General features: G+C 32.2%; 21 protein-coding genes. 17 read left to right on the top strand and 4 right to left on the bottom strand.

Going from position 1 to position 21,855, the window contains the following annotated elements; translation table 11 throughout:
• Positions 1-324 precede the first annotated feature (324 nt).
• Together HX049_RS13320 and smpB are read left to right on the top strand one after the other, a co-directional pair.
• On the top strand, positions 325-918 hold the full coding sequence (locus HX049_RS13320) for a porin family protein (RefSeq protein WP_286416416.1): 594 nt from the start codon (positions 325-327) through the stop codon (positions 916-918).
• Between the two features lie 100 nt (positions 919-1,018).
• The gene (gene smpB / locus HX049_RS13315; RefSeq protein ID WP_006259985.1) at positions 1,019-1,471 is read left to right on the top strand and encodes an SsrA-binding protein SmpB; all 453 of its coding nucleotides are present in this window, start codon (positions 1,019-1,021) and stop codon (positions 1,469-1,471) included.
• A gap of 442 nt (positions 1,472-1,913) precedes the next feature.
• Here the strand turns inward: smpB and HX049_RS13310 are convergent, their stop codons facing one another.
• Complete coding sequence (locus HX049_RS13310) at positions 1,914-2,555, bottom strand: protein-L-isoaspartate(D-aspartate) O-methyltransferase (protein WP_286416453.1); 642 nt, start codon at positions 2,553-2,555, stop codon at positions 1,914-1,916.
• A gap of 150 nt (positions 2,556-2,705) precedes the next feature.
• Here HX049_RS13310 and HX049_RS13305 point away from each other — a divergent pair, with 150 nt between their 5' ends.
• The 8 genes from HX049_RS13305 to HX049_RS13270 all read left to right on the top strand — a co-directional run bounded on the left by HX049_RS13305 (position 2,706) and on the right by HX049_RS13270 (position 10,652).
• Complete coding sequence (locus tag HX049_RS13305) at positions 2,706-3,674, top strand: Gfo/Idh/MocA family protein (protein WP_286416415.1); 969 nt, start codon at positions 2,706-2,708, stop codon at positions 3,672-3,674.
• Between the two features lie 30 nt (positions 3,675-3,704).
• The gene (locus tag HX049_RS13300; protein ID WP_025124813.1) at positions 3,705-4,592 is read left to right on the top strand and encodes a 3-hydroxyacyl-CoA dehydrogenase family protein; all 888 of its coding nucleotides are present in this window, start codon (positions 3,705-3,707) and stop codon (positions 4,590-4,592) included.
• Positions 4,593-4,684: 92 nt separating this feature from the next.
• Positions 4,685-5,902, top strand: coding sequence for a DUF1015 domain-containing protein (locus HX049_RS13295; protein ID WP_025124814.1), 1,218 nt, complete (start codon positions 4,685-4,687; stop codon positions 5,900-5,902).
• A gap of 14 nt (positions 5,903-5,916) precedes the next feature.
• On the top strand, positions 5,917-6,588 hold the full coding sequence (locus tag HX049_RS13290; protein ID WP_286416414.1) for a YggS family pyridoxal phosphate-dependent enzyme: 672 nt from the start codon (positions 5,917-5,919) through the stop codon (positions 6,586-6,588).
• 17 nt (positions 6,589-6,605) lie between these two features.
• Entirely contained in the window at positions 6,606-7,955 is a 1,350-nt protein-coding gene (locus tag HX049_RS13285; protein WP_286416412.1) for an exonuclease domain-containing protein, read from the top strand.
• Positions 7,956-7,967: 12 nt separating this feature from the next.
• Positions 7,968-8,819: an ion transporter gene (locus tag HX049_RS13280; protein ID WP_286416410.1), complete on the top strand. Its 852-nt coding sequence runs from the start codon at positions 7,968-7,970 to the stop codon at positions 8,817-8,819.
• Entirely contained in the window at positions 8,803-9,720 is a 918-nt protein-coding gene (gene miaA / locus HX049_RS13275) for a tRNA (adenosine(37)-N6)-dimethylallyltransferase MiaA (RefSeq protein WP_286416409.1), read from the top strand. Before HX049_RS13280 ends, miaA begins: the two co-directional genes overlap by 17 nt.
• Before the next feature lie 197 nt (positions 9,721-9,917).
• The gene (locus HX049_RS13270) at positions 9,918-10,652 is read left to right on the top strand and encodes an acyl-[acyl-carrier-protein] thioesterase (protein ID WP_286416407.1); all 735 of its coding nucleotides are present in this window, start codon (positions 9,918-9,920) and stop codon (positions 10,650-10,652) included.
• Here the strand turns inward: HX049_RS13270 and HX049_RS13265 are convergent.
• On the bottom strand, positions 10,634-10,999 hold the full coding sequence (locus HX049_RS13265; RefSeq protein ID WP_286416406.1) for a hypothetical protein: 366 nt from the start codon (positions 10,997-10,999) through the stop codon (positions 10,634-10,636). The two genes, HX049_RS13270 and HX049_RS13265, sit on opposite strands and share 19 nt — an antisense overlap.
• A gap of 489 nt (positions 11,000-11,488) precedes the next feature.
• On the opposite strand from HX049_RS13265, the gene HX049_RS13260 reads away from it, so the two are divergent.
• From HX049_RS13260 to HX049_RS13230, 7 genes are all read left to right on the top strand, one after another.
• Positions 11,489-12,904 carry a 7TM diverse intracellular signaling domain-containing protein gene (locus HX049_RS13260; protein ID WP_286416405.1) on the top strand — a complete coding sequence of 472 codons (1,416 nt, stop codon included), beginning with the start codon at positions 11,489-11,491 and terminating at the stop codon, positions 12,902-12,904.
• A gap of 265 nt (positions 12,905-13,169) precedes the next feature.
• Positions 13,170-14,447, top strand: coding sequence for a hypothetical protein (locus tag HX049_RS13255; protein ID WP_286416404.1), 1,278 nt, complete (start codon positions 13,170-13,172; stop codon positions 14,445-14,447).
• Between the two features lie 80 nt (positions 14,448-14,527).
• Positions 14,528-15,019 (top strand): hypothetical protein, encoded by a 492-nt coding sequence (locus HX049_RS13250; protein ID WP_286416401.1) that lies wholly within the window; start codon positions 14,528-14,530, stop codon positions 15,017-15,019.
• A gap of 14 nt (positions 15,020-15,033) precedes the next feature.
• On the top strand, positions 15,034-15,840 hold the full coding sequence (locus HX049_RS13245; protein ID WP_286416398.1) for a CsgE family curli-type amyloid fiber assembly protein: 807 nt from the start codon (positions 15,034-15,036) through the stop codon (positions 15,838-15,840).
• 5 nt (positions 15,841-15,845) lie between these two features.
• Entirely contained in the window at positions 15,846-16,247 is a 402-nt protein-coding gene (locus HX049_RS13240; protein WP_286416397.1) for a curli production assembly/transport component CsgF, read from the top strand.
• 8 nt (positions 16,248-16,255) lie between these two features.
• Complete coding sequence (locus tag HX049_RS13235) at positions 16,256-17,632, top strand: CsgG/HfaB family protein (protein WP_286416396.1); 1,377 nt, start codon at positions 16,256-16,258, stop codon at positions 17,630-17,632.
• A gap of 12 nt (positions 17,633-17,644) precedes the next feature.
• Positions 17,645-19,144, top strand: coding sequence for a hypothetical protein (locus HX049_RS13230; RefSeq protein ID WP_286416394.1), 1,500 nt, complete (start codon positions 17,645-17,647; stop codon positions 19,142-19,144).
• Between the two features lie 271 nt (positions 19,145-19,415).
• Here HX049_RS13230 and HX049_RS13225 read toward each other — a convergent pair whose 3' ends face one another.
• Positions 19,416-20,615: a helix-turn-helix transcriptional regulator gene (locus HX049_RS13225; RefSeq protein ID WP_286416392.1), complete on the bottom strand. Its 1,200-nt coding sequence runs from the start codon at positions 20,613-20,615 to the stop codon at positions 19,416-19,418.
• 15 nt (positions 20,616-20,630) lie between these two features.
• Positions 20,631-21,695, bottom strand: coding sequence for a response regulator transcription factor (locus HX049_RS13220; protein ID WP_286416391.1), 1,065 nt, complete (start codon positions 21,693-21,695; stop codon positions 20,631-20,633).
• Positions 21,696-21,855: the final 160 nt, after the last annotated feature.

Raw genomic sequence — 21,855 nt, 5'->3', positions numbered from 1 at the left:
GACTAAATAAGAAAATATTTATTACATCCCTCCTCCTATACGGTACTTATAAACTACTCTAGCTCATTTAGCCGCTTAAATAAAACAAAGTCTTTAAAAAACTGTATATCAAGTCATCAATTAAAAAATATACTGCAAATACAATCTCATAATATTAGCTATAAACTGAAAATTTGATTTCTATACAAAAACAACTCAACCGTTTATCATAAAAATACTGCCCTTTATGTATATATTATGTAAATCTGTCAATATCCACAAACAAAACATTTCAAATAATTAACTTTTTATTTAATTTTGTCTTTCAATATAAAAAAAACGACAATGAAAAAAATCATGCAATCACTTACTTGTGCTATTATGTTAGTTGGGGCAACTGCATTTGCACAAACACCTTCTCCAATTCATTTTGGTATTAAAGCTGGTGCTAACTTCACAAATATCTCTACTGACTTAAAAGATTACAGTAGTAAAGCATCTACAGGATTTGGTGTTGGAGCAATGACTAGAATCGATATCAAAAAAACATATATCCAAGCAGAATTATTATATGCTGAGAAAAAGTCTAAATTTGAAAATAACTTAGGAGAAAGTACTACTAGTACTTCTAAACAACTTGAAATACCAGTAGTTATCGGTCACAAATTCTTAAAACTACCAATGGTAAGCCTTAGAGGATTTGCAGGTGGTGTGTACACAAATACTATCGATGACAAATTATCTGGAAGCAAAATCAACGATGCAGTACAATTCAAAAACTTTGACAAGAACAATATCGGATATCGCTTAGGTGTAGGTGTTGATGTATTGACATTCACTCTTGATGTTTCTTATGATGGAAGCTTCAGCAAAACAAACAAAGAAATCGGAGCAAGACCTAATACTTGGATGGTATCATTAGGATACTTCTTCCTATAATAGGTCTATAAAACATACTATTTAAGAGCTAGCTCTAGAGGTAGCTCTTTTTTTATATCATAAAAGTAGAAACACTTTAAAAATTTGTTATTTTTGTCCCATGCAAAAGACAATAAACATTTTAAACAAAAGGGCTAAGTTCGAATACGAAATACTAGATAAGTATACAGCTGGTATTGTATTAACTGGAACTGAAATCAAGTCTATACGTTTAGGTAAAGCAAATATCGCTGAAAGCTTTTGTGAGTTTCAAGGACACGAATTATTTGTTATCAATAGTCAGATAGAGGAATACGCATATAGTAAGCACTTTAATCACAAAGCAAAAACAGAGAGAAAACTTCTTTTAAACAAAAAAGAATTAAAATCTCTACTAAAAGATGTTCAGAATAAAGGTCTGACTATCATCCCCCTTAGACTATTCTTAAACGATAAAGGTAGAGCCAAACTTGATATCGCTCTAGCTCGTGGTAAGAAGAACTATGACAAGAGAGAAACAATTAAAGATCGCGATAATAAACGCGATCTAGATAGACTTAAAAAATCGTATTAAGACATACACTTATCAAGGCATCCTTTTATCGGATGCTTTTTTTATTTATATTCTTCTTTTTATCCTCCACAAAGTATCCCTACTTTTGATTACTTGATAAAGTTTGGGTGACATGCAAAATATTGCATCTCTACCTTAATAGATTATATATATGTTATGAGAATATGTCCTCACAAAAACACCTTCATTAACAAAATCTCGTGATTTTTAGTTACTTGATAAGTTTGGGTGACACACAAAATATTGTGTCTCTATTAGGTCACGACTGTACGTGACCAGCCCTACGACTGCCAATATGGTTGTGTGCCGATAGGACGTGATATAAATTAGGTGACATACAAAATATTGTGTCTCTACTAGGAGACGGCTGTATGTGATACAGCCCTACGATTGTGTGCCTAAGGGCGTGATACAGATACCAGATGTGGTAGGCAAAAGATTCCTAATTCTTATTCTCCAACATGGGTACGAACTTAAAGTCTCCGTGTTCATACTTTTCAAACTGTTTTTCGTTGATACGAATCAACTCTGTCATGATTTGTTTCTCCTCACCAATAGGAATAATCAGTCTCCCTCCTACCTTTATTTGTCCTAATAAAGCTTGTGGGATAAAAGGAGCACCTGCTGTAACAATAATAGAATCAAAAGGAGCATAATTAGGTAATCCCTTATACCCATCACCAAAAGTAGTAAGCTTAGGTCTGATTCCTAACTTTGGCAATAAAGCTGAAGTCTTTTTATACAATTCGTTTTGTCTCTCGATACTGTACACTCTAGCCCCCATAGCTACAAGTACAGCAGTCTGATATCCACTACCAGTACCAATCTCTAAGATTTTATCTTCTTTTTTGACTTGAAGTAGCTGAGATTGAAAAGCTACAGTATAAGGTTGCGAAATAGTCTGGCCTGCTCCGATAGGAAAAGCTTTATCTTGGTATGCAAAATCCTCGAAACTCGAATCTAAAAATAGGTGACGCGGTACTCTCTTGATAGCATTTAAAACATTGGTATCAATAATCCCTTTTTGCTTAAGCACTTCAACCAACTGATTTCTAAGACCTTGATGTTTTGCAGAATCTTTCACTATTAAATTATTATTTCCCACAAAATAACTAATATTTTCTAACAAAAGCAATCTGTATAAGCCCTGAGAATATAATTGAACAAAACTTTAAGCAGGTTTATTGAAAGTTTAGATAAATAAATTATATTTTTGTTTTCAAAATATAGTTTTATGCTTAAAGTTGGAGTATTGGGAGCAGGCCACCTAGGTAAAATTCACCTACGCTTGCTTAACCAATCTGAAAAATATGAACTAGTAGGATTTTACGATCCTTTTAAAGAGAATGCTGAAAAAGTAGCAGCAGAATTTGGCTATAGAAAATTCGACACTATAGAGGAATTAATTCAGGCAGTAGATGTAGTAGATATCGTTACTCCTACCCTTTCTCACTTTGACTGTGCTAAACAAGCTATTGAAGCTGGTAAGCATGTATTCTTAGAAAAACCGATTACAACGACTATTGAAGAAGCTGAAGCCATTATCGCATTAGCTGCTAAGTATAATGTACTAGGACAGGTAGGTCACGTAGAGCGTTTTAACCCAGCGTTTATCGCAGTACGTCCAAAGATAGAAAACCCTATGTTTATCGAGACTCACCGCCTAGCTGAATTTAATCCTAGAGGAACAGATGTACCTGTAGTATTAGACTTAATGATCCACGATTTAGATGCTATCTTAAGTGTGGTTAAATCTCCTGTGAAACATGTAAGTGCTAGTGGCGTAGCTGTTCTAAGCGAATCTCCAGATATTTCTAATGCTCGTGTAGAGTTTGAAAACGGATGCGTGGCTAATATCACTGCTAGCCGTATCTCTATGAAGAATATGCGTAAATCGCGCTTCTTCCAACGCGATGCTTATATCTCTATAGATTACTTAGAGAAGACCTGTGAAGTAGTAAAGATGAAAGAAGCTCCTGAAGTACCAGGTGACTTTGACCTGATTCTTCAAAATGCTGAAGGGGTTAAAAAACAAATTTATTACGACAATCCTGAAGTATTAGCGAATAATGCTATCTTAGATGAGTTAGAGACATTCCATGACGCAATAGTGAATAAAACTACACCTATCGTGACATTAGATGATGGTACTAAAGCACTGCGCTTAGCTTACCAAATCATCGAGGCAATGGAGAAGAAATAAATTAACATCAAAAAATATAAATTAACCATTATGAAAAAAATTGCTGTTATCGGAGCTGGAACAATGGGAAATGGTATTGCACATACATTTGCTCAAAAAGGTTTCACAGTTCTTTTAATTGATATATCAGAAGCTGCTATCGAAAGAGGAATGACTACTATCATTAAGAATTTAGATCGTATGATCGCAAAAGGTAGTATCACTGAAGCGGATAAAAAAGCAACTATCGAAAACATCATTACCTATACTGACATTAAAGATGGTGTAGCTAATGCTGATTTAGTAGTAGAAGCTGCTACTGAGAATGTAGAGTTAAAACTAAATATCTTTAGACAACTGAGCGAAGTATGTGATGAGAATGTAATCTTAGCATCGAATACTTCTTCTATTTCTATTACGAAAATCGCTTCTGTGGTGAAAAACCCTGAGCGCGTAATTGGTATGCACTTTATGAACCCTGTGCCTATCATGAAGTTAGTAGAAATCATCAGAGGATACAACACAAGTGATGAAGTGACTAAAGCAATCATGGATATGTCTAAAACATTAGATAAAGTTCCTACAGAGGTAAATGACTACCCTGGATTTGTAGCGAACCGTATCTTAATGCCGATGATCAATGAAGCTATCGAGACATTATACAACGGTGTAGCTGGTGTAGAAGAAATCGATACTGTGATGAAATTAGGTATGGCTCATCCTATGGGACCATTACAACTAGCTGACTTTATAGGATTAGACGTATGTCTTTCTATCCTTAACGTAATGTATGACGGATTTAAAAACCCTAAATATGCTCCATGTCCACTATTAGTAAATATGGTAATGGCTGGTAAATTAGGAGTTAAATCTGGAGAAGGATTCTACGACTATAGCGAAAGCAAAAAAGCTGAGAAAGTAGCGAAAATGTTCGCTTAACCCTCCAGTGTTATTGTAAACTAGTAAATACTAATAAAAGACAACCAAACTAAACTTTGGTTGTCTTTGATATTTTTGAAACCATACTTATAATGGCTAAAATAATTCCTTTTAAAGGCTTGCGCCCTACCCGAGATAAAGTAAGCTTAGTAAGCTGTAGATCATTCGAAGACTACAATGCTGTTGAGATTGCTTATCTTTTAGACTACAACCCCTTCTCTTTTTTGCACGTATTAAACCCTGCTTATGTAAACCCTTCAAAAGTAACGTATGATAAACGTTATAAAATGGTTGCAGCAAAGTTAAACGACTTTAAGAAAGAAGGTATTCTGATTACAGAAGATAAACCGATTTATTATCTGTATCAGATCAGCACAAAAAGTTGGAGTTTTACAGGGATAGTGGCAGGAACTTCTATAGATGACTACCAGAGTAATGTGATCAAAAAACACGAAGACACCTTAGAGTTTCGCGTAAGACTATTTAAGGAATACTTATATCACAGTAAGTTCAATACTGAACCTGTACTGATGATGTATCCCGATCAGGAAGATATAGAAAAGTGGATTATCACAAAGAAGCATGAGAAACCCCTGTATGACTTTAGTACTGTAACTAGAGAAAGACATACGATCTGGAAGATAGATGAGGATACCGATATCAAGTGGTTAACAGAACAATTTGCAGATATTAAAGAACTGTATATCGCAGATGGACATCACCGTTTTGCTTCTGCAGAACTGTTACAAGCAGAACATTCTAACGGAACTCCAGCTCATAACAATACAGTGATGACGTATTTAATCGCTGAAAACAATATTAAAATCTATGAGTTTAATCGTATTATACACGATTTAAACAATCATACTAAAGAAGAGTTCCTAAACCTTCTAAAAGAGAAGTTTCACGTTGTCAATAAAGAACAACAACTTTGGAAACCTACCAAGAAGATGGAATTCGGAATGTACTTAGACGGTGACTTCTATGCCTTAACGCTAAAAGACATCAAACAAACAGACTGCATCTTACAACAGTTAGATGCGCAAATACTATACGATGAAGTACTACATCCTATACTAGGATTAGATGACCTAAGAAACGATGCTCGTATAGACTATGTTCCTGGTAATGAGTCTATCGTTACAATTAAAGAACTAGTAGATGATGGTGAATACGAAGTAGGATTTATGCTTTATCCTACAAATGTAAGTGAGATCAAACAAGTGGCAGATAACGACCTTATCATGCCTCCAAAAAGCACATATATAGAGCCTAAGTTCATGAATGGTCTCTTTATATACGAAATTTAAAAAAGATAAAAATTATGTCTATTACAGAGAATTTAAAACACGTTAAGAACACATTACCTGCTCATGTTACCCTTGTTGCTGTTTCTAAGACCAAACCAAATGAGGATATTCTAGAAGCATATAAGGCAGGACAACGTGTATTTGGTGAGAATAAGATTCAGGAAATGACTGATAAATATGAAGCTCTTCCTAAAGATATTAAGTGGCACATGATAGGGCACGTACAACGCAATAAAGTGAAGTATATGGCTCCCTTTGTATCACTTATCCATGGAGTGGATAGCTTTAGACTCTTAGAAGAGATAAATAAACAAGCGAAGCGTAATAACCGTGTTATAGAATGCTTATTACAAATATTCATCGCAGAAGAAGATACAAAATTCGGCTTAGATGAGGCAGAATTATTAGAAATCCTTTCGAGTGAGGAATTTGCTGGACTTAAGAATATTAAAGTAGTTGGACTAATGGGTATGGCTACTTTTACAGATAATCAAACACAAGTAAAGAAAGAATTTACACAACTAAGTAATATATTTGCAATGTGTAAAGAGAAATACGGCACGAAAGATAACCTAGACCTAAACATTGTCTCTATGGGTATGAGTAATGATTATCCCCTAGCGATAGAATGTGGGAGTACGATGGTTAGAATAGGTAGTAATATCTTCGGTAGTCGTAATTATTAATTTATTAAAAGGACAAGTTGTACGCAGTTTTAGATATAGAAACAACTGGTGGGCAGTTTAATGAAGAAGGAATCACCGAAATTGCTATATATCGATTTGATGGTAATCAGATCGTAGATCAGTTTATTAGTTTAGTTAATCCAGAGATGGAAATACAACCTTTCGTAGTAAAACTTACGGGAATCAATAATGCTATGCTACGGCTAGCTCCGAAGTTCTACGAGATAGCTAAGCGCATCATAGAAATAACGGACAACTGTGTCATTGTAGCTCATAATGCTGAATTTGATTATCGAGTACTGCGCAATGAGTTTAAAAGACTAGGTTATGAATACAGTAGAAATACACTCTGTACAGTAGAATTATCACAGAAGTTACTGCCTGATATGCCTTCTTATAGCTTAGGCAAACTAGTGCGATCACTTGGTATTCCCATTGCAGATAGACATCGCGCTAATGGAGATGCTATGGCTACAGAAAAGCTATTTGAATTACTTCTATCAAAAGATAAAGAGAAGACTATCTTAACCTCAATGATTAAGTCAGATATCAAGACTGGGATTAGCCCTAAGTTTTTGGATATCGTAGACACTTTGCCTTCTACTGTAGGTATTTATTATATCTTGGACAAAGAAGGTAATATTATCTTCATCGGTAAGAGTAAGAATATTAGAAAGAAAGTTTTACAGCACTTTACAAGTAATTCGCCTATATTCAATAAAATACAACAAGAAACCTATACTGTCACTTTCGAAAAAACAGGTACTGAACTCATCGCGCTTCTAAAAGAGGCTGAAGAGATCAATACCAATAGACCAAAGTACAATAAGGTCAGTAAGAAAAGTGTATTCCCCTACTCTATTTATTTAAAAACTAATCTAGAGGGATACTTATACCTATCTATCGAAAAGACAGATGGTAGAAAGAGAAATCTAATGGCGTTTACATCGCCTAACGAAGCTAGAAAATTCTTACATAAGATATTCCAAGGTCAACAAGAGTTACCTTATGTAGAGTTTATATATGAGAAAAAATCAACTAAAATAACAGCTAATAACTTCTTCACCGACTTTACCTTGACAAGAGAAGAGTTCAATGCTAATATACTTGAACTATTTAAACCTTATGATATAGATAAAGACCATGTTCTTATCTTAGACAAAGGCCGTAAAGTAGATGAGAAGAGTGCTATTGCTTTAGAAAAAGGGAAGCTAAACGGATATTGCTTCTATAACTTAAACCACCAAATCAACGCCCCAGAACGAATAGCAGCCAATTTAACACCAATTTTGTTTAATAGAAACAACAGAAACATTATTCTTAATTATCTAAATAAGAAGATCGGTTACAAATTAATTCACTACTAAAAAACAGTTTTTGTGAGACGAAGATTAAAAAACAAATGGGATATCCTACAGCAGAAGATTTACATCATTATTTATGGTTCAAATACTTTTGCAGGTAAATTATTTGATATTGCACTACTAGCGGTTATTCTGATGAGTGTACTTCTAGTGATGCTTGAATCGATAGAGAGCTATGATATGAGGCACCACACAGGTCTAGTAGTCTGTGAGTGGATTATCACTGTGTTTTTTACCATAGAGTATATCCTTAGGATTCTTTGTAATAAAAAACCGTTTAAGTACATCTTTAGTTTTTATGGAATAGTAGATCTTATCTCTATTCTACCGATGTATTTATCGTTCTTTATTCCTAGCTCTAGAGCACTTACTGTTGTAAGAGCACTGCGTTTACTACGTTTATTTGGTATCTTAAACCTTGTTCCATACATTGGACAACAGTCACACTTAAAACTGGCCCTTAAGTCTAGTAGAACGAAAATTATTGTATTTGTATACTTTGTGCTTGTGATGTCGATCTTATTAGGTGCGCTAATGTATGTGATCGAGAGTAAAGAAAGTGGCTTTACAAGTATACCTAGAAGTATCTATTGGTGTATCGTAACCCTTACTACTGTGGGATATGGAGATATAGCTCCACAGACCCCACTAGGTCAAATGATAGCATCTTTTATCATGATTATGGGTTACGGTATTATCGCCGTTCCTACAGGTATCGTGACAGCAGAGTTCTCTAATATTAAACGCAATAGATTAGATGCCAAAAGAAGAAGAAACTGCTCTACATGTACTACTACAATCTATGATGATGATGCAAATTACTGCTATAATTGCGGTCAAAAATTAGGAGATGTCTACGAAAAATAACAATTATCTTATTGTTGTCATTGGACCTACAGCGATTGGTAAAACAGCTTTAGGAATCAAACTTGCACAACATTTTAATACCAATATAATATCATGTGATAGTCGCCAATTCTATAAGGAAATGGCAATAGGAACAGCTGTGCCTTCTAAGGAAGAACTAGCTGCTGCTTCGCATCACTTTATTCAGAATATCAGCATTCACGATACTTACTCTGTAGGAGATTTTGAAAGAGAGGCACTGGCTAAGCTAGATGAGCTCTTTACAGATAATCCTGTACAGGTTATGGTAGGTGGATCAGGACTATTTGTCAATGCAATCCTCAACGGGCTTGATGATTTTCCTGATGTAGATCCAAGCATTAGAGAACAATTAAATCAAGACTTAGCAGAAAAAGGCCTTCCTTATTTGCAAAACATGCTAAAGGAATTGGATCCTATTCACTATGAAAAAGTAGCGATAGACAATCCTCAAAGAGTAACTCGAGCATTAGAGATCTGTATAGGTACTGGTAAGCCCTACTCTAGTTTCTTAAATATTAAAAAGCATACTCGCAACTTCACTCCTATTGTTATTGGCCTAGAAGCAGATAGAGAGAAGATGTATGAGCGAATTAATATGCGCGTAGATATTATGATGAATAATGGTCTTCTAAAGGAAGCTCAAGGGTTATATCCACATCGCGATAACAATGCATTACAAACCGTTGGCTATCGAGAATTATTTGCGTACTTTGACAACGAATTCACATTAGAGTTCGCTATTGAGGAAATCAAGAAGAATACACGACGCTTTGCTAAGCGTCAGATTACTTGGTTTAAACGTACGCCAGATGTAATGTGGTTTGACTATATGACTCCTTCTAAAGAGATTGTAGTAGCAGTTGAAGGGAAGATGGGATAAAAATGTTATTTTGCTGTTTTGTTATTTTGTTTTTTCGTTTTTGTAATGTTTAATTTTCTTATATAAGAACATCTAACAAAAGACAAAATCGCAGAAATACCAACAGATAAGATTTGTGTTATCCGTATTAGAAGCAACAAAACACGAAGTCAGAGAAAGACAGAACAACAAAAAACGAAATCACAAAAATACACACTATGCCTATATCACCAAACTTTACATCTATATATACACAGCGTTTTGAGATAGACTATTTTGACTGTGATACAAATGCACAATTAAAGATAGTTGACCTATGTAAAATGATACAGATGGCCTCTTCTACTCACGCAGTATTAGGAGGAATAAGTTTTTGGGATTTACAAGAAGCTAACCAGTCTTGGGTAGTTTATAAATTTAGAGTAGAAATAGACAGGATGCCTAAGTGGCAAGAACGCATTGATATCACTACTTGGATAGAAACACTAGATGGTATTCGCTCTGTGCGTAACTTTGAGGTACGTTGTAAAGGAGAGCTTATTGCTAGTGCTAGCTCGATGTGGGTGATTATGAATACAGTAAGACGTCGTCCTGAGATGATGGCTATTGCTCACGACCACTTTACTAAGCATGAGGGTAAAACAAGTATCAGTGGAGAGTTTACCACATTTGACAAAAAAGTAGATACTACTCACCTAGTAACTGATATGGTAAGATATTCCGATTTAGACATGGTTAATCACGTGACTAACATCAAGTATCTTGAATGGGTTATTAATGCCTTAAAAGCTAATAATACTGCTCCTGAGAATATCTCTATAATAGACATGCACTTTAATAAAGAACTTCGCTTTAATCAGCAGTACCATATCGCTCAATCTACTACTAATCAGAAACACTACTTAATCAACTCAGAAGAAGGCAATCTTAGCTTTCAGTGTGTGATTGAGTAGATTAAAATTCCTGGTACAAAGAAAGAGTTATTCATATCGAATATGACAGTCAACAAGCTGTCAAAAACCGCAAAGGCTACACATAGAGAAGTTATAATACACAATACAATAACAAATCTATCCATATAGATACTCCACAGTTCTGCCTTTAGAATTTGTTCACTTTGCTTCTTATAGGTATTTAATTTAAACACAGTTCTTAAGTAAAAGAAGAGCAATAAGTTTATAACACCTGCAATGACAGTTAGAAAACTTCTATCAGTCGCTATTGCATCTGCTTTCTCTAAGCGATAATCACTCCATAAGACATAAGGTGATATAAGTATATTTAAAAGTGATAGATCCACTCTACTAGTGGATTAACAACACAAAAAAGACAGACAACCAGTAAAGTTGTTATGGTGATATATATAATTTTAGACATGTTAGGCTCCTTACATAAAAAACAAATGTACTATATAAAGTAGATTCTATACAACATACATATAGATGAGATAAAGAGATATTACTGATCTCATTATATTTCTTTTTTCTAGCCATTTTAATCTTATTAATGGAAAAAAAACATACTATAAAAACTTGTTAAATCATAAAATAATAATGTATCAAACAATCTTTTTTAAAAAGACATGAAACGACACAAAAAATATCACTAAAAAGAAACAGCTTCAAGAAGTTAAAATCAATAAAAATGTTATTTAAATACTATTCATACAAATATTACACACTCTTATGGAATGAAAAGTAAAACTATTTTAGGAGGTAAAAAATAAAGATAACAAGCATGGTTGAATTAAATAATCTTTATTTTTAAACACCTAACTAATACTTTATTAATGAATTATAAATACACACAAAGATTTGTATTAAATCTTATAGTATTCATTTGTTTATTAACAACATTAAAAAGCCTTGGACAAGTACCTTCTATAAATCAAAAACAAATTGAATCACTAGTTTATCGTCCATTAGACAATAGTAATCTATACATAGCGACAGATTCTTTAAACAATACTTGGATTAGAGGTGAGTTTAATCCAGATCAATTGCATTCGCCTATTATTTTTCAAATACCAAATGCACATATCTACGCCTATGATATGTATATTTATAATTTTGGAAAACTACATCTTGTACTTCCTAATTTAGACAGTAGTGGCAAGTTTCTAGAAACACGTTTCGCTCAGCACTATATTATCACAGATAATCCTGTGTATTATTTAAATCTCCATCAAAATCAAGAAGATCACTTAAAGATACTCATTCTAGAGAGAGGACAGTTTGGAGCCCAAGAGGCTAAACAGTTATTGTTTTTAGGACTTTATTATGGTATAGCATTTTTATCCATCATCTTTAATATCTTGTTTTACTTTATATTCAAAGACAAGCGATTTTTATTCTATTCATTATTACAGATAGCAATTTTTATTTCCCTATTCTTTGAAGATGGAATGTTTTACTATATTTCAAATACTCAGTGGGAGATGAAGTATCTACTTGCGTGGAATATGCCATTAACTTCAATGTTAGCATGTCTATTTACTATTCATTTCTTAGATATAAAACCTATATATCAACACTATAAAATAGTTTTTGTAACATTATTTATAGTAAGCTTCTTGACATCTCTAATATATACTCTTTACCCTACGTATATTTTGTTTAGTATTATAATAGTAATCAGTTTTATTGTACCACTATTTTGTTTAATACTTGCGGCAACACAGTTTAGAAAAAACATCTATGCACGGTTCTTACTGCTTACTTTTAGTGCTATTGTCCTATTTGGTATAGGCTATACAGTACAAATAAATACAGGTATTGACCAGTTTAGTTATTTTAGTATTAATGTATTTAGATTTATAAGTGCAGCTGAGATTATCACTATTACCTTCGCTATTATCTACAAGGTAAGAGATTTACAAAATCAAAACAATGAATACCGATTAGAGATAGAGAATTACCTACAGATCCTAGATCAGAAAAATTCTGAATTACTAAATTCTGAAAATGTAGAACATAAAATAAGACATACTAGCACATTAGACTCCCTAAGAGAAAAATACAATCTGACATCGAGAGAAATAGAAGTCTTAGAATGTCTATGGCAAGGCTTGAGTAATAATCAAATATCAGAAAAGCTATTCATTTCATTAAGTACTACTAAATATCATGTTAGTAATCTCTATACTAAATTAGAAATAAAGAGTCGTACACATATTCAACAGTTAAAAAAAGAAGAACTAAACTAACTACTTATAGAGACTACCAACAAATAGTCAAATCATTAAAAAACAAACAATTGACATGAAGTTAATAAGAAAATAAAAGCACCCTACTAGGTATTTTTTAGATACAAAATCATAATTTTTTCCAAAAATCACCTAAAAAGGGTATTTCAAGAAATGATTTGTAATCTCAAATTTGCATAGTACCAAAAACGTATTTCATGTTTCGGTACAAGAATGCATTTATAAAACAATCATTTTTTTAATAACACTTATTAATTTTTTATTTATGAAAAAAGTAGTTTTAAGCCTAGCTGTGCTAGCAATCGGACTTACTGCAAATGCCCAAGAGAACAACAAGGCAACAGTAAAACAAAATGGAGATAGTAATCTATCTATTGCTTTACAACAAGGGGAAAGAAATAACCTTGAACTTACTCAAACTAAAAACCAAAACTTAAGTACTGTTCTTCAACGTGGTGATGATAACACTTCTACTATTAACCAAGATGGTAATAAAAACTTAGTAGACTATTCTATTGTAGGGGACTCAAACCGCACATTTACAGAACAATTAGGAGATTCTAACACATCTACAATTGATTTAAAAGGAAATGACAACCTAAGCGTTGCTTTTCAAAGAGGTGACCATAATACAGGTTTAGTAACAGTTGCTGGAAATTCAAATGCTTCAGGAATAACACAAGATGGAGATTTAAACGAATCTGAAATCACTCAAGATGGTAATGCAAACTATGCTATTACTACTCAAATTGGAAATGAAAATAGAGGTCTGACATTACAGTATGGAGATAGAAATGAATCTGTTGCTGCTCAATCTGGTACATCTAATGATTTTATGGCTATTCAAGATGGGGAATCAAACTCTATTAAAATAGCTCAAGACGGAGAATACAACGGAGCATATGCGTATCAAGTAGGTTCTGAGAATATTTCAGAATCAAACCAAGTTGGAGATTACAACTACAATGTGACTAGACAAGAGGGAGAAAGATCATATTCATGGGTGAATCAAGATGGTCTTTTAAACATCAGTGAGACTAGACAAGAGGGAGAATTAAACTATTCAACTGTTAAGCAATCAGGAGATCTTAATGAGGCGCTTGTTAGCCAATCAGGTACAAGAAATATTTCTACAATTGATCAATTAGGAGATGACAACTACGCATCTGTATCTCAAGTAGGAAGTAACACATCATCAATATTACAATTAGAGGATGGAAACTACGCTGAAGTTTCTCAAAATGGATTTGCAAATACAAGTATTGTTACACAAGCAAATGAAAACTTCGCTTTAGTAGATCAAAATGGTGAATATAACACTAGTGTAGTAGATCAAAAATCTTCTGGAAACTTTGCCAATATCGTGCAAGAAGGAGGTAGTAATACTTCTGTAGCATTACAATTTGGTTCTGAAAACATGGCAGATGTTCTACAAAATGGAGTAGGAAATACAAGTGTAATTACACAAATGTCTAACCAAAACAGTAGTATTGTTTCACAAATTGGAAACAATAACGCTTCTGTGGTTTTACAAGGTAGATAATTATGCACTCAATTAGTTGTCGCTACCTCACTAGCGACAACTAATTTTATTTTTTTAGAGATAATTTTATTGTTTACAAGATGAGAAACGCAATTCTACTATACATCTCGTTGTTTTTAACCCCTTGTTCATTCATATGGGCACAACATGGTAAAAATAATATTACTAGTGATGAAGGTATATTTCTGATTAATCAGAACACAATCAGAAATGATAAATCTAATCTTCAAGATCAGAAACAAATCTACATCACCCAAATTGGGGATGAAAATATTATTGCCTCAACCCTTATAAACTCTTCTTCAAGTGATATCAAGTACACACAAATAGGAAATCAAAACAGTATAGATGTCTTAACAACAAGTCAAGAGTCAAAACAAACAATAGATCAGATAGGAGATCAAAACAAATACTCTCATTACAATTACAATTCGACGAAAGTAGAAAACATTAATATTATACAAAAAGGAAACAATCAAAATATAGATGTCTTTGGGCAAAATACAATGTCACAAGACTTAAAAATAACAATCATCGGTAGCGATAAATCACTTATAATAAGAAATTACTAACTAACATCTTCATTATGAGAAAGTCTCAGTCATCATTTTTTCAAACTCTTTTGTTTCTGTTGTGCATTTTATTTACTTACTCTATAAATGCTCAAATCTTAAACACTAAGATTAAAGCTGATCTGAGTATTCAAGAAATACCGGAGGATATAATTATTACAGGTATTGCACATAATAAAACAGAGATAACACAGAGTATCTCTTACAAACTCTCTGTTATAAAGTCAAATCTAGAAGATCCAAATGCTAATAAAGCTACTAATGTTCAAACAGGTCGAAAAGTATTAGAGGGATTTCAGACGATAAATCTATCTACAACTAGAATAAATAGAAATACAAAAGACAGACTTATTATTTTGTTACTTATCTATGATGAGAATGAACAACTAATAGGTACTAGTAGACATGTTATCAATGATAATAAAGATAATACATTAGTCAAACAGGAGTTTACAGCTATACTAGACTCTGAGGTAGATATTTCTCTAGAACAAGAGGATATCTCCTATAATAAAATAGAGCTTAAAGGAATAGTTGTTGATCAAACAAAAACCAAAGCAGGTAGAGATTTTTACCAACTCTTTTATTCACAGTACTTATCTTATAACATAAATTCTGAGCATATTATAACTATTTCAGAACTTATTACCCTTGGTAACAATACTAAAATTACTATCAATATTTTAGATCAACCCATTTTTACCTTTTTCGTTAAAACTCAATATGATTACTTAAAATCAATGAGCGAGAGTGCTTTAAATAAAACTATGAGGTATTTAGAAAGCTTAAAAAGAGATGAACAACGAATTAAAACATTTTAAAAATCATGAAAAATATATTATATATAATTTTATTGTTATTCACTAGTATTTGTAGTGCGCAACAATTAACATACAAACCTATGAATCCTTTCTTTGGAGGAGATGTGTTTAATTATCAAATGATGCTTGCTTCTGCCTCTGCACAGAATTCATTCAAAGATCCTGCTGCAAATAAGCAAAAAACAAACTCTGGTTTAGATCAGTTTTCAGAAAGACTTAATAGTCAACTACTAAGTCAATTATCTAGAAAAATATTCAACGATCAATTTGGTGATGAATTAAAAGAAGGAACCTTTTCCTTGGGGAATTTATCTGTTGAAATCTATGACTCTGCTGAAGGGATGGTTATCAATATTTTAAACACTCAGACTGGTGAACAGACACAAATTGTGATGCCAACTTATTAAGCGAAAGTATGAGTTTATTAAGAGTGGCCCTTATAGCATTCCCAGCTGGTTTACTTATAAGTAGCTGCGGAGCGTACTTAAATCAACCTTATGCCAAACAAATGGCTAGAACAGGTGAGACAAGTACTACAAGCAAGAACTTAAAAAATCTACCTAAACCATCTGAGCCAATAGTTGCTGGTATCTATAATTTTAGAGACCAAACTGGACAGTATAAAAATGTAGATGTTGGTAGTTCTTTTAGCACTGCTGTTCCTCAAGGAGGAACTACAATCCTTGCAAAAGCACTAGAGGATAGTGGGTGGTTTACAATCGTAGAGCGTGAGAATTTAGGAAATCTATTAAATGAACGCAATATTATAAATACAACCCGCGAACAATTTAGACAAGCAGGAGATAAAAATCAAACAGCTTTACCTCCCCTATTATTTGCAGGTATTTTACTAGAAGGAGGAATAACTTCTTATGATTCTAATATTATAACAGGAGGAACCGGTGCTCGATATTTTGGTGTTGGTGGTTCTACTCAGTATAGAGAAGACAGGTTAACAGTCTATCTACGAGCAGTCTCAACTACAAATGGTAAAGTCTTAAAAACAGTATATGTTTCTAAGACAATACTTTCTCAGGCAGTTTCAGCTAATTTATTTAGATATGTAAACTTTCAACGGCTACTAGAGGTTGAAACAGGTTTTACATCTAATGAACCTGTTCAATTAGCGTTAAAAGAAGCTATTGAAAAAGCTGTAGAAAGCTTAATTATAGAAGGTATAGATGCCGAATTATGGAAATCTAAAGAAGAAAAAACTGTAGATGATCAGTTAGTTCTTCAATACAATAAACTAAAAGAACAAGAAGAGTCAACTCTATTATACAACAGAGCGCAATTAAATAGAACCCAAAAAAATGAGGTTATTGCATCTGGTGGAGTAAGTCTTCTGTTTGGAGATTATAAAGATAAAAAAGTTGGATATTCTTTTAGGATAGGTTATGCTAGGGAATTATCCAAAGTATTATCTACTGAGGTAAACTTCAATGCCTTTGAATTAGTTTCTGGCAGCAACTTTAAAAATCAAGCATTTAGTGTGGATCTAAACCTAAGAGCTAATTTATTGCCTCATGATAAAATCTCTCCTTATGTTTATTTAGGTCCAGGTATGATAGGAACCAATACCTTGTTTGAAAGCAAAAGTGACAAAGACAATCCAGTCTTTTGGAAGCTACAGTATGGTTTAGGGTTAAACTATAACATTTCGAATTCATGGGGAGTGTTTGGTTTTGCAGAGCACAATCTTAGTTTTACTGATAAGTTAGATAATTTAAAGCTAGGTAAGAGAAACGACTACTATTTTAATTTTGGATTAGGTCTTAAATATTACTTTTAATACAATTTACAAATGAAAAACGTACTAACTAAATTTATATATTCCATTGCTGTATTTCTAGTTTTTTGTTCTTGTCAAGAAGATTATTTAGAAGATAGTACAATGGGAACTCTTATTGGTAAAGTAGTTGCTTCTGATACGAATATACCTCTTGCTAATGTAAAGATAGAAACATCACCAGTATCAACTACTGTATTTACAGACGAGAATGGAGATTTTATAATTGAACAAATAAATGTAGCAGAATACTCAGTAAAAGCAGAACTAAAAGATTACACAAGTTTATTTAAACCTGCTATTATCTATCAAGATAGAAAAACCAATATTGTTTTTGAACTTAAAATAGCTAAAGGTAGCGTTAAACCACCATCAAAACCAGTCTTAATCAGCCCTTCGAGTAATGAAATTCTTAATAATACTGTCACTACATTCAAGTGGTCAGTAGAAAATCCTGATGAATCAGAACTTACCTATACTCTTAAGCTACACAATGATAAAGATTCTAATGTTGAGATATATGACCAATTAACACAAAACTCATTTACTCACAACAATCTAAAATTAGGAGTTAAATATTTCTGGCAAATAATAGTAGATGATAGCTATAACACCCCTGTACAGAGTGAGGTAAGTAGCTTCCAGGTTTATAGTGCTCCTAAAAAAAACAGGTATTTCTATACTAAGAATATTGATGGGAATTTTGCTATTTTCTCTTCAGATGAATCAAACACAACTGAGTTTCAATTAACAAGTGAAAAAGTAAATAGTTATAGACCTAAAAAAAATGTTACAGCTAACAAGATTGCTTATTTACAGACATCAGGTGCATATACAGATATATATGTAATGGATACAGATGGAACAAATAAACAAAAAATCACATCAACAGTAAAACCAGGTGGATTTAATTTAAATGAGTTAAGCTTTAGCTGGCCAGCAAATACCAATAAGATCTACTTCCCCAGCTTTAATAAGTTATACAGTATAAGTTCTAATGGTCAAGATTTAAACCTAGTTTACCAGACACCAGATAATTCATTTATTTCTGAAGTTGATGTAAATATAGAGTATAATACTATTGCTATAAAAACAAATAATACCAATGGCTACAACATTAAAATTTATTGTATAGATCTAAAAGGCAATTTTCTATTTGATGTAGTAAATAATGTCAAAGGAGCCAGTAGTGGTTTACATCTGTCAAGCAATGCTACAAAAATACTTTATAGCTTAGATAATCAAGGTGCTGAGAACATGGAATACAGAAGAATAGACTCTAATGTTTACTTATTTGATAAAACAACTAACAAGCACACACAGATTTCTAGTGATAAAGAAAAAGGTACAAATGACTTAGACCCTAGGTTTTCACCTAATGAGGCATCTATTATCTTCACGAATACTTCTAATGATAATAGATCTCCTAAAAATATTTATACTAAGGAAACAAATACTGCAGCAAAAACACGAGTATTAAAATACTCTAATGCGTTTATGCCTGATTGGATATAATAGGATTAAAGGTGATGAAAATCACCCTATATTTTGATTACGATTTACACGTTTCCTATTTATCAATGTAAATCACTTTCAAGTGAAAGAGCTGTCTTAAAGACAGCTCTTTCTATTTTAACCTAGATCATGCAATAAATCTATTAACGAGAGTGAATTATACAGAATAGATTTGAACACTTGAAAAAAGTATATTACAGTATGATTTCAAAAGCAGTGGATAAGATATAAAGTAGAATTAGCTTAGTATTGAGCAATTTGAAACCTGGGTTTAATACAAATCTACTTTCCCTTTTACCTGTAAAACTTCATAGATAATCTTCAAGTGATACTTCACTGTATTTTCTGAAATAAAGAGTTCCTCACCGATTTCTTTATTTGTCTTACCTTGTTGAACTAGGCTAACAATTTGTTTTTGTCTTTCTGAGAGTTTCTTATAGTTATTTATATCTAACCCTTTTAATTTATCCTCTAAGCTTTTAATATCTAATTGCATTTGTGAGTTTTGATTCTCAATACTTTTAACAACTCTCCTTCTTCTTTTAAAGATATAAATCAAGTACATCACTACTCCAAATAATATTACTACTATTCCAATCAGAATATAAAACTCCCTCTCTTTTTCAAGTAAATGTAAGCGATTATCCTCCTCAACAAGTTGCTGTTCGATTAGCTTTAAATCAGTACTTTTTCCTGTTGCATTATAAAGCGTTACTTGATCTAGTATTAATCGGCTATAATCTAAACTTTTCTTATATTCCCCAATCTCTTTATAATACTCAACCATAGATCGATGAAGATCTATTTCATAACTTGTTGTATTATATTTTTTAGCTAAGTAAATACCTTGCCCATACATATTATAGACCTTGATGGGATGATTTAAAATAGTATAGATTTTAATTTTTAATCGAAATACAACTGGTATATACTCAGGATAATACTCTTGCAAAACTAATATTGATTGGTCTACTAACTCTAACGCTTGCTCAGCATTAGACATTGAGGTTTCTACGAGAACAATAGCTTTTAAAAACTTAAGTAAAGCCTGATCGACTTTGTCTAGTTCTTTAATTTCTATATTTTGTAAAACATCACTTTTATCAAATACTCCTCTGTAATTACGAAGTTCAACCTCTATTAATAAAAGTTCTAATTGATACTTATTTTGTAGAGCTTGTTTATATCTAGTCTTATCTGCATAGCTTTGAGCTAAATCAAGGTTATTTCTAGCCTCAGAGAAATTATATAGTAGCTTATAAACAACATATTTATAATAATAAGCCTCATACTTGTCTAAATAAGTACTTTTAGAATCATTAATAACCTTATGCAATTCTAAAATAGAAGTTTTAAAATCTTGTTTTCTATTATTATACTCAATAGTTTTATAAACTTGTGCATCTCTTGGACTATATCCAAAACTAAACAAGGTAAAATGTAAGACAACAAACAAAACAATTTTATTCATAACTGTTTCTTAATACTAAAGTTCTGCTCTACTATTTATATTTAAAGCTTCATAAATTTTCTTTATATGGTATTTCACCGTATTTTCTGATATAAATAACTCATTAGCGATATCTTTATTTGTCATTCCTTTCTTAATTAAAATAAGTACCTCTTGTTGTCTTTGTGATAAACCAAGAATTAAATCACTTTTATCATTTAAGTGTTCTACTTTACCTTGTGTGGCGTGTATAATTTTATCTCTTAAGTATTGGTTGTCTTGCTGTATTATAGTCCTTTTCTTTTTAAGCCTAACCAAAAAAAATACAATTACACCTAAAATAATTACCACTAGCACACCAATTGAAAAAAGTACTAACAAATACTTATTCCTTTGAACCTTTTGTTTTTCTAACTGTTCTTCTACTATTTTTGTTTCGAGAATATTTAACCTTCCAGCCTTATTTGTAGAATCATACTCTTTAACTAGCTTATTTGTTATCTCTTGAATAGAAATAGCATTTTTATAATCTCCGATGTCTTTATAATAGCGCCCTAAACCAGCATACATATTGAGTATATAAATATCCATATTATGCTGTTTGCTATAAAACAACCCCTTTTCAAAACTTTCTAGAGCTAACTCATGCTCATTCATCTTTTGATATAAATCAATCTTTTTACTATATACCAAGGGTAAATGCTCAGGATTTTTTTTAGATAATACTTCAATCGCTGTATCATAAACCTGTTCTGCTTCTTGATAAAAACTTTGTCTAGTATGCATTGTTCCTTTTACAATAAACCAAAAGGCAAGTGTACTAGAATCTACAAGTTCTAAATCCTTATCTGAAATAAGCGCTTGAAGTTTAGCTACCTTGTCAAATTCTAATAAATCAAAGGCTATAAACACTTCTTCACATTTAATCTGAGCAATAATCCTATCTTTATAACTAGTTTTAATGCCTTCTTTTAGAGCTAATTTTAAGTTATGTTTTGCATCTTTATAGCTAAACACTCTTTTATAAGTAAGGTATTTAAGATAGTAAGCACCGTATTTATCATACGATGTTGATTGCTCATTTAATAAAACTGATTCCAAAAAAAGAATTGTCTTTTCATACTCTGCTTGATTGTTATATTCATTAACCTTATTTAATAACTCTTTGTAATTATATGTCTGAGATATAGTTACAAAATAAGATAACATGCATAGTAAAAAAACACAATTATTGAGAAGTTTATTCCTCATGATCTCTTAA

Origin of the sequence: Myroides odoratimimus (genome assembly GCF_030326305.1) — a bacterium.
GTDB lineage: Bacteria > Bacteroidota > Bacteroidia > Flavobacteriales > Flavobacteriaceae > Flavobacterium > Flavobacterium odoratimimum_A.
Note: the sequence above shows the minus strand (reverse complement) of the source record. Positions and strands in the feature narration are given on the sequence as shown.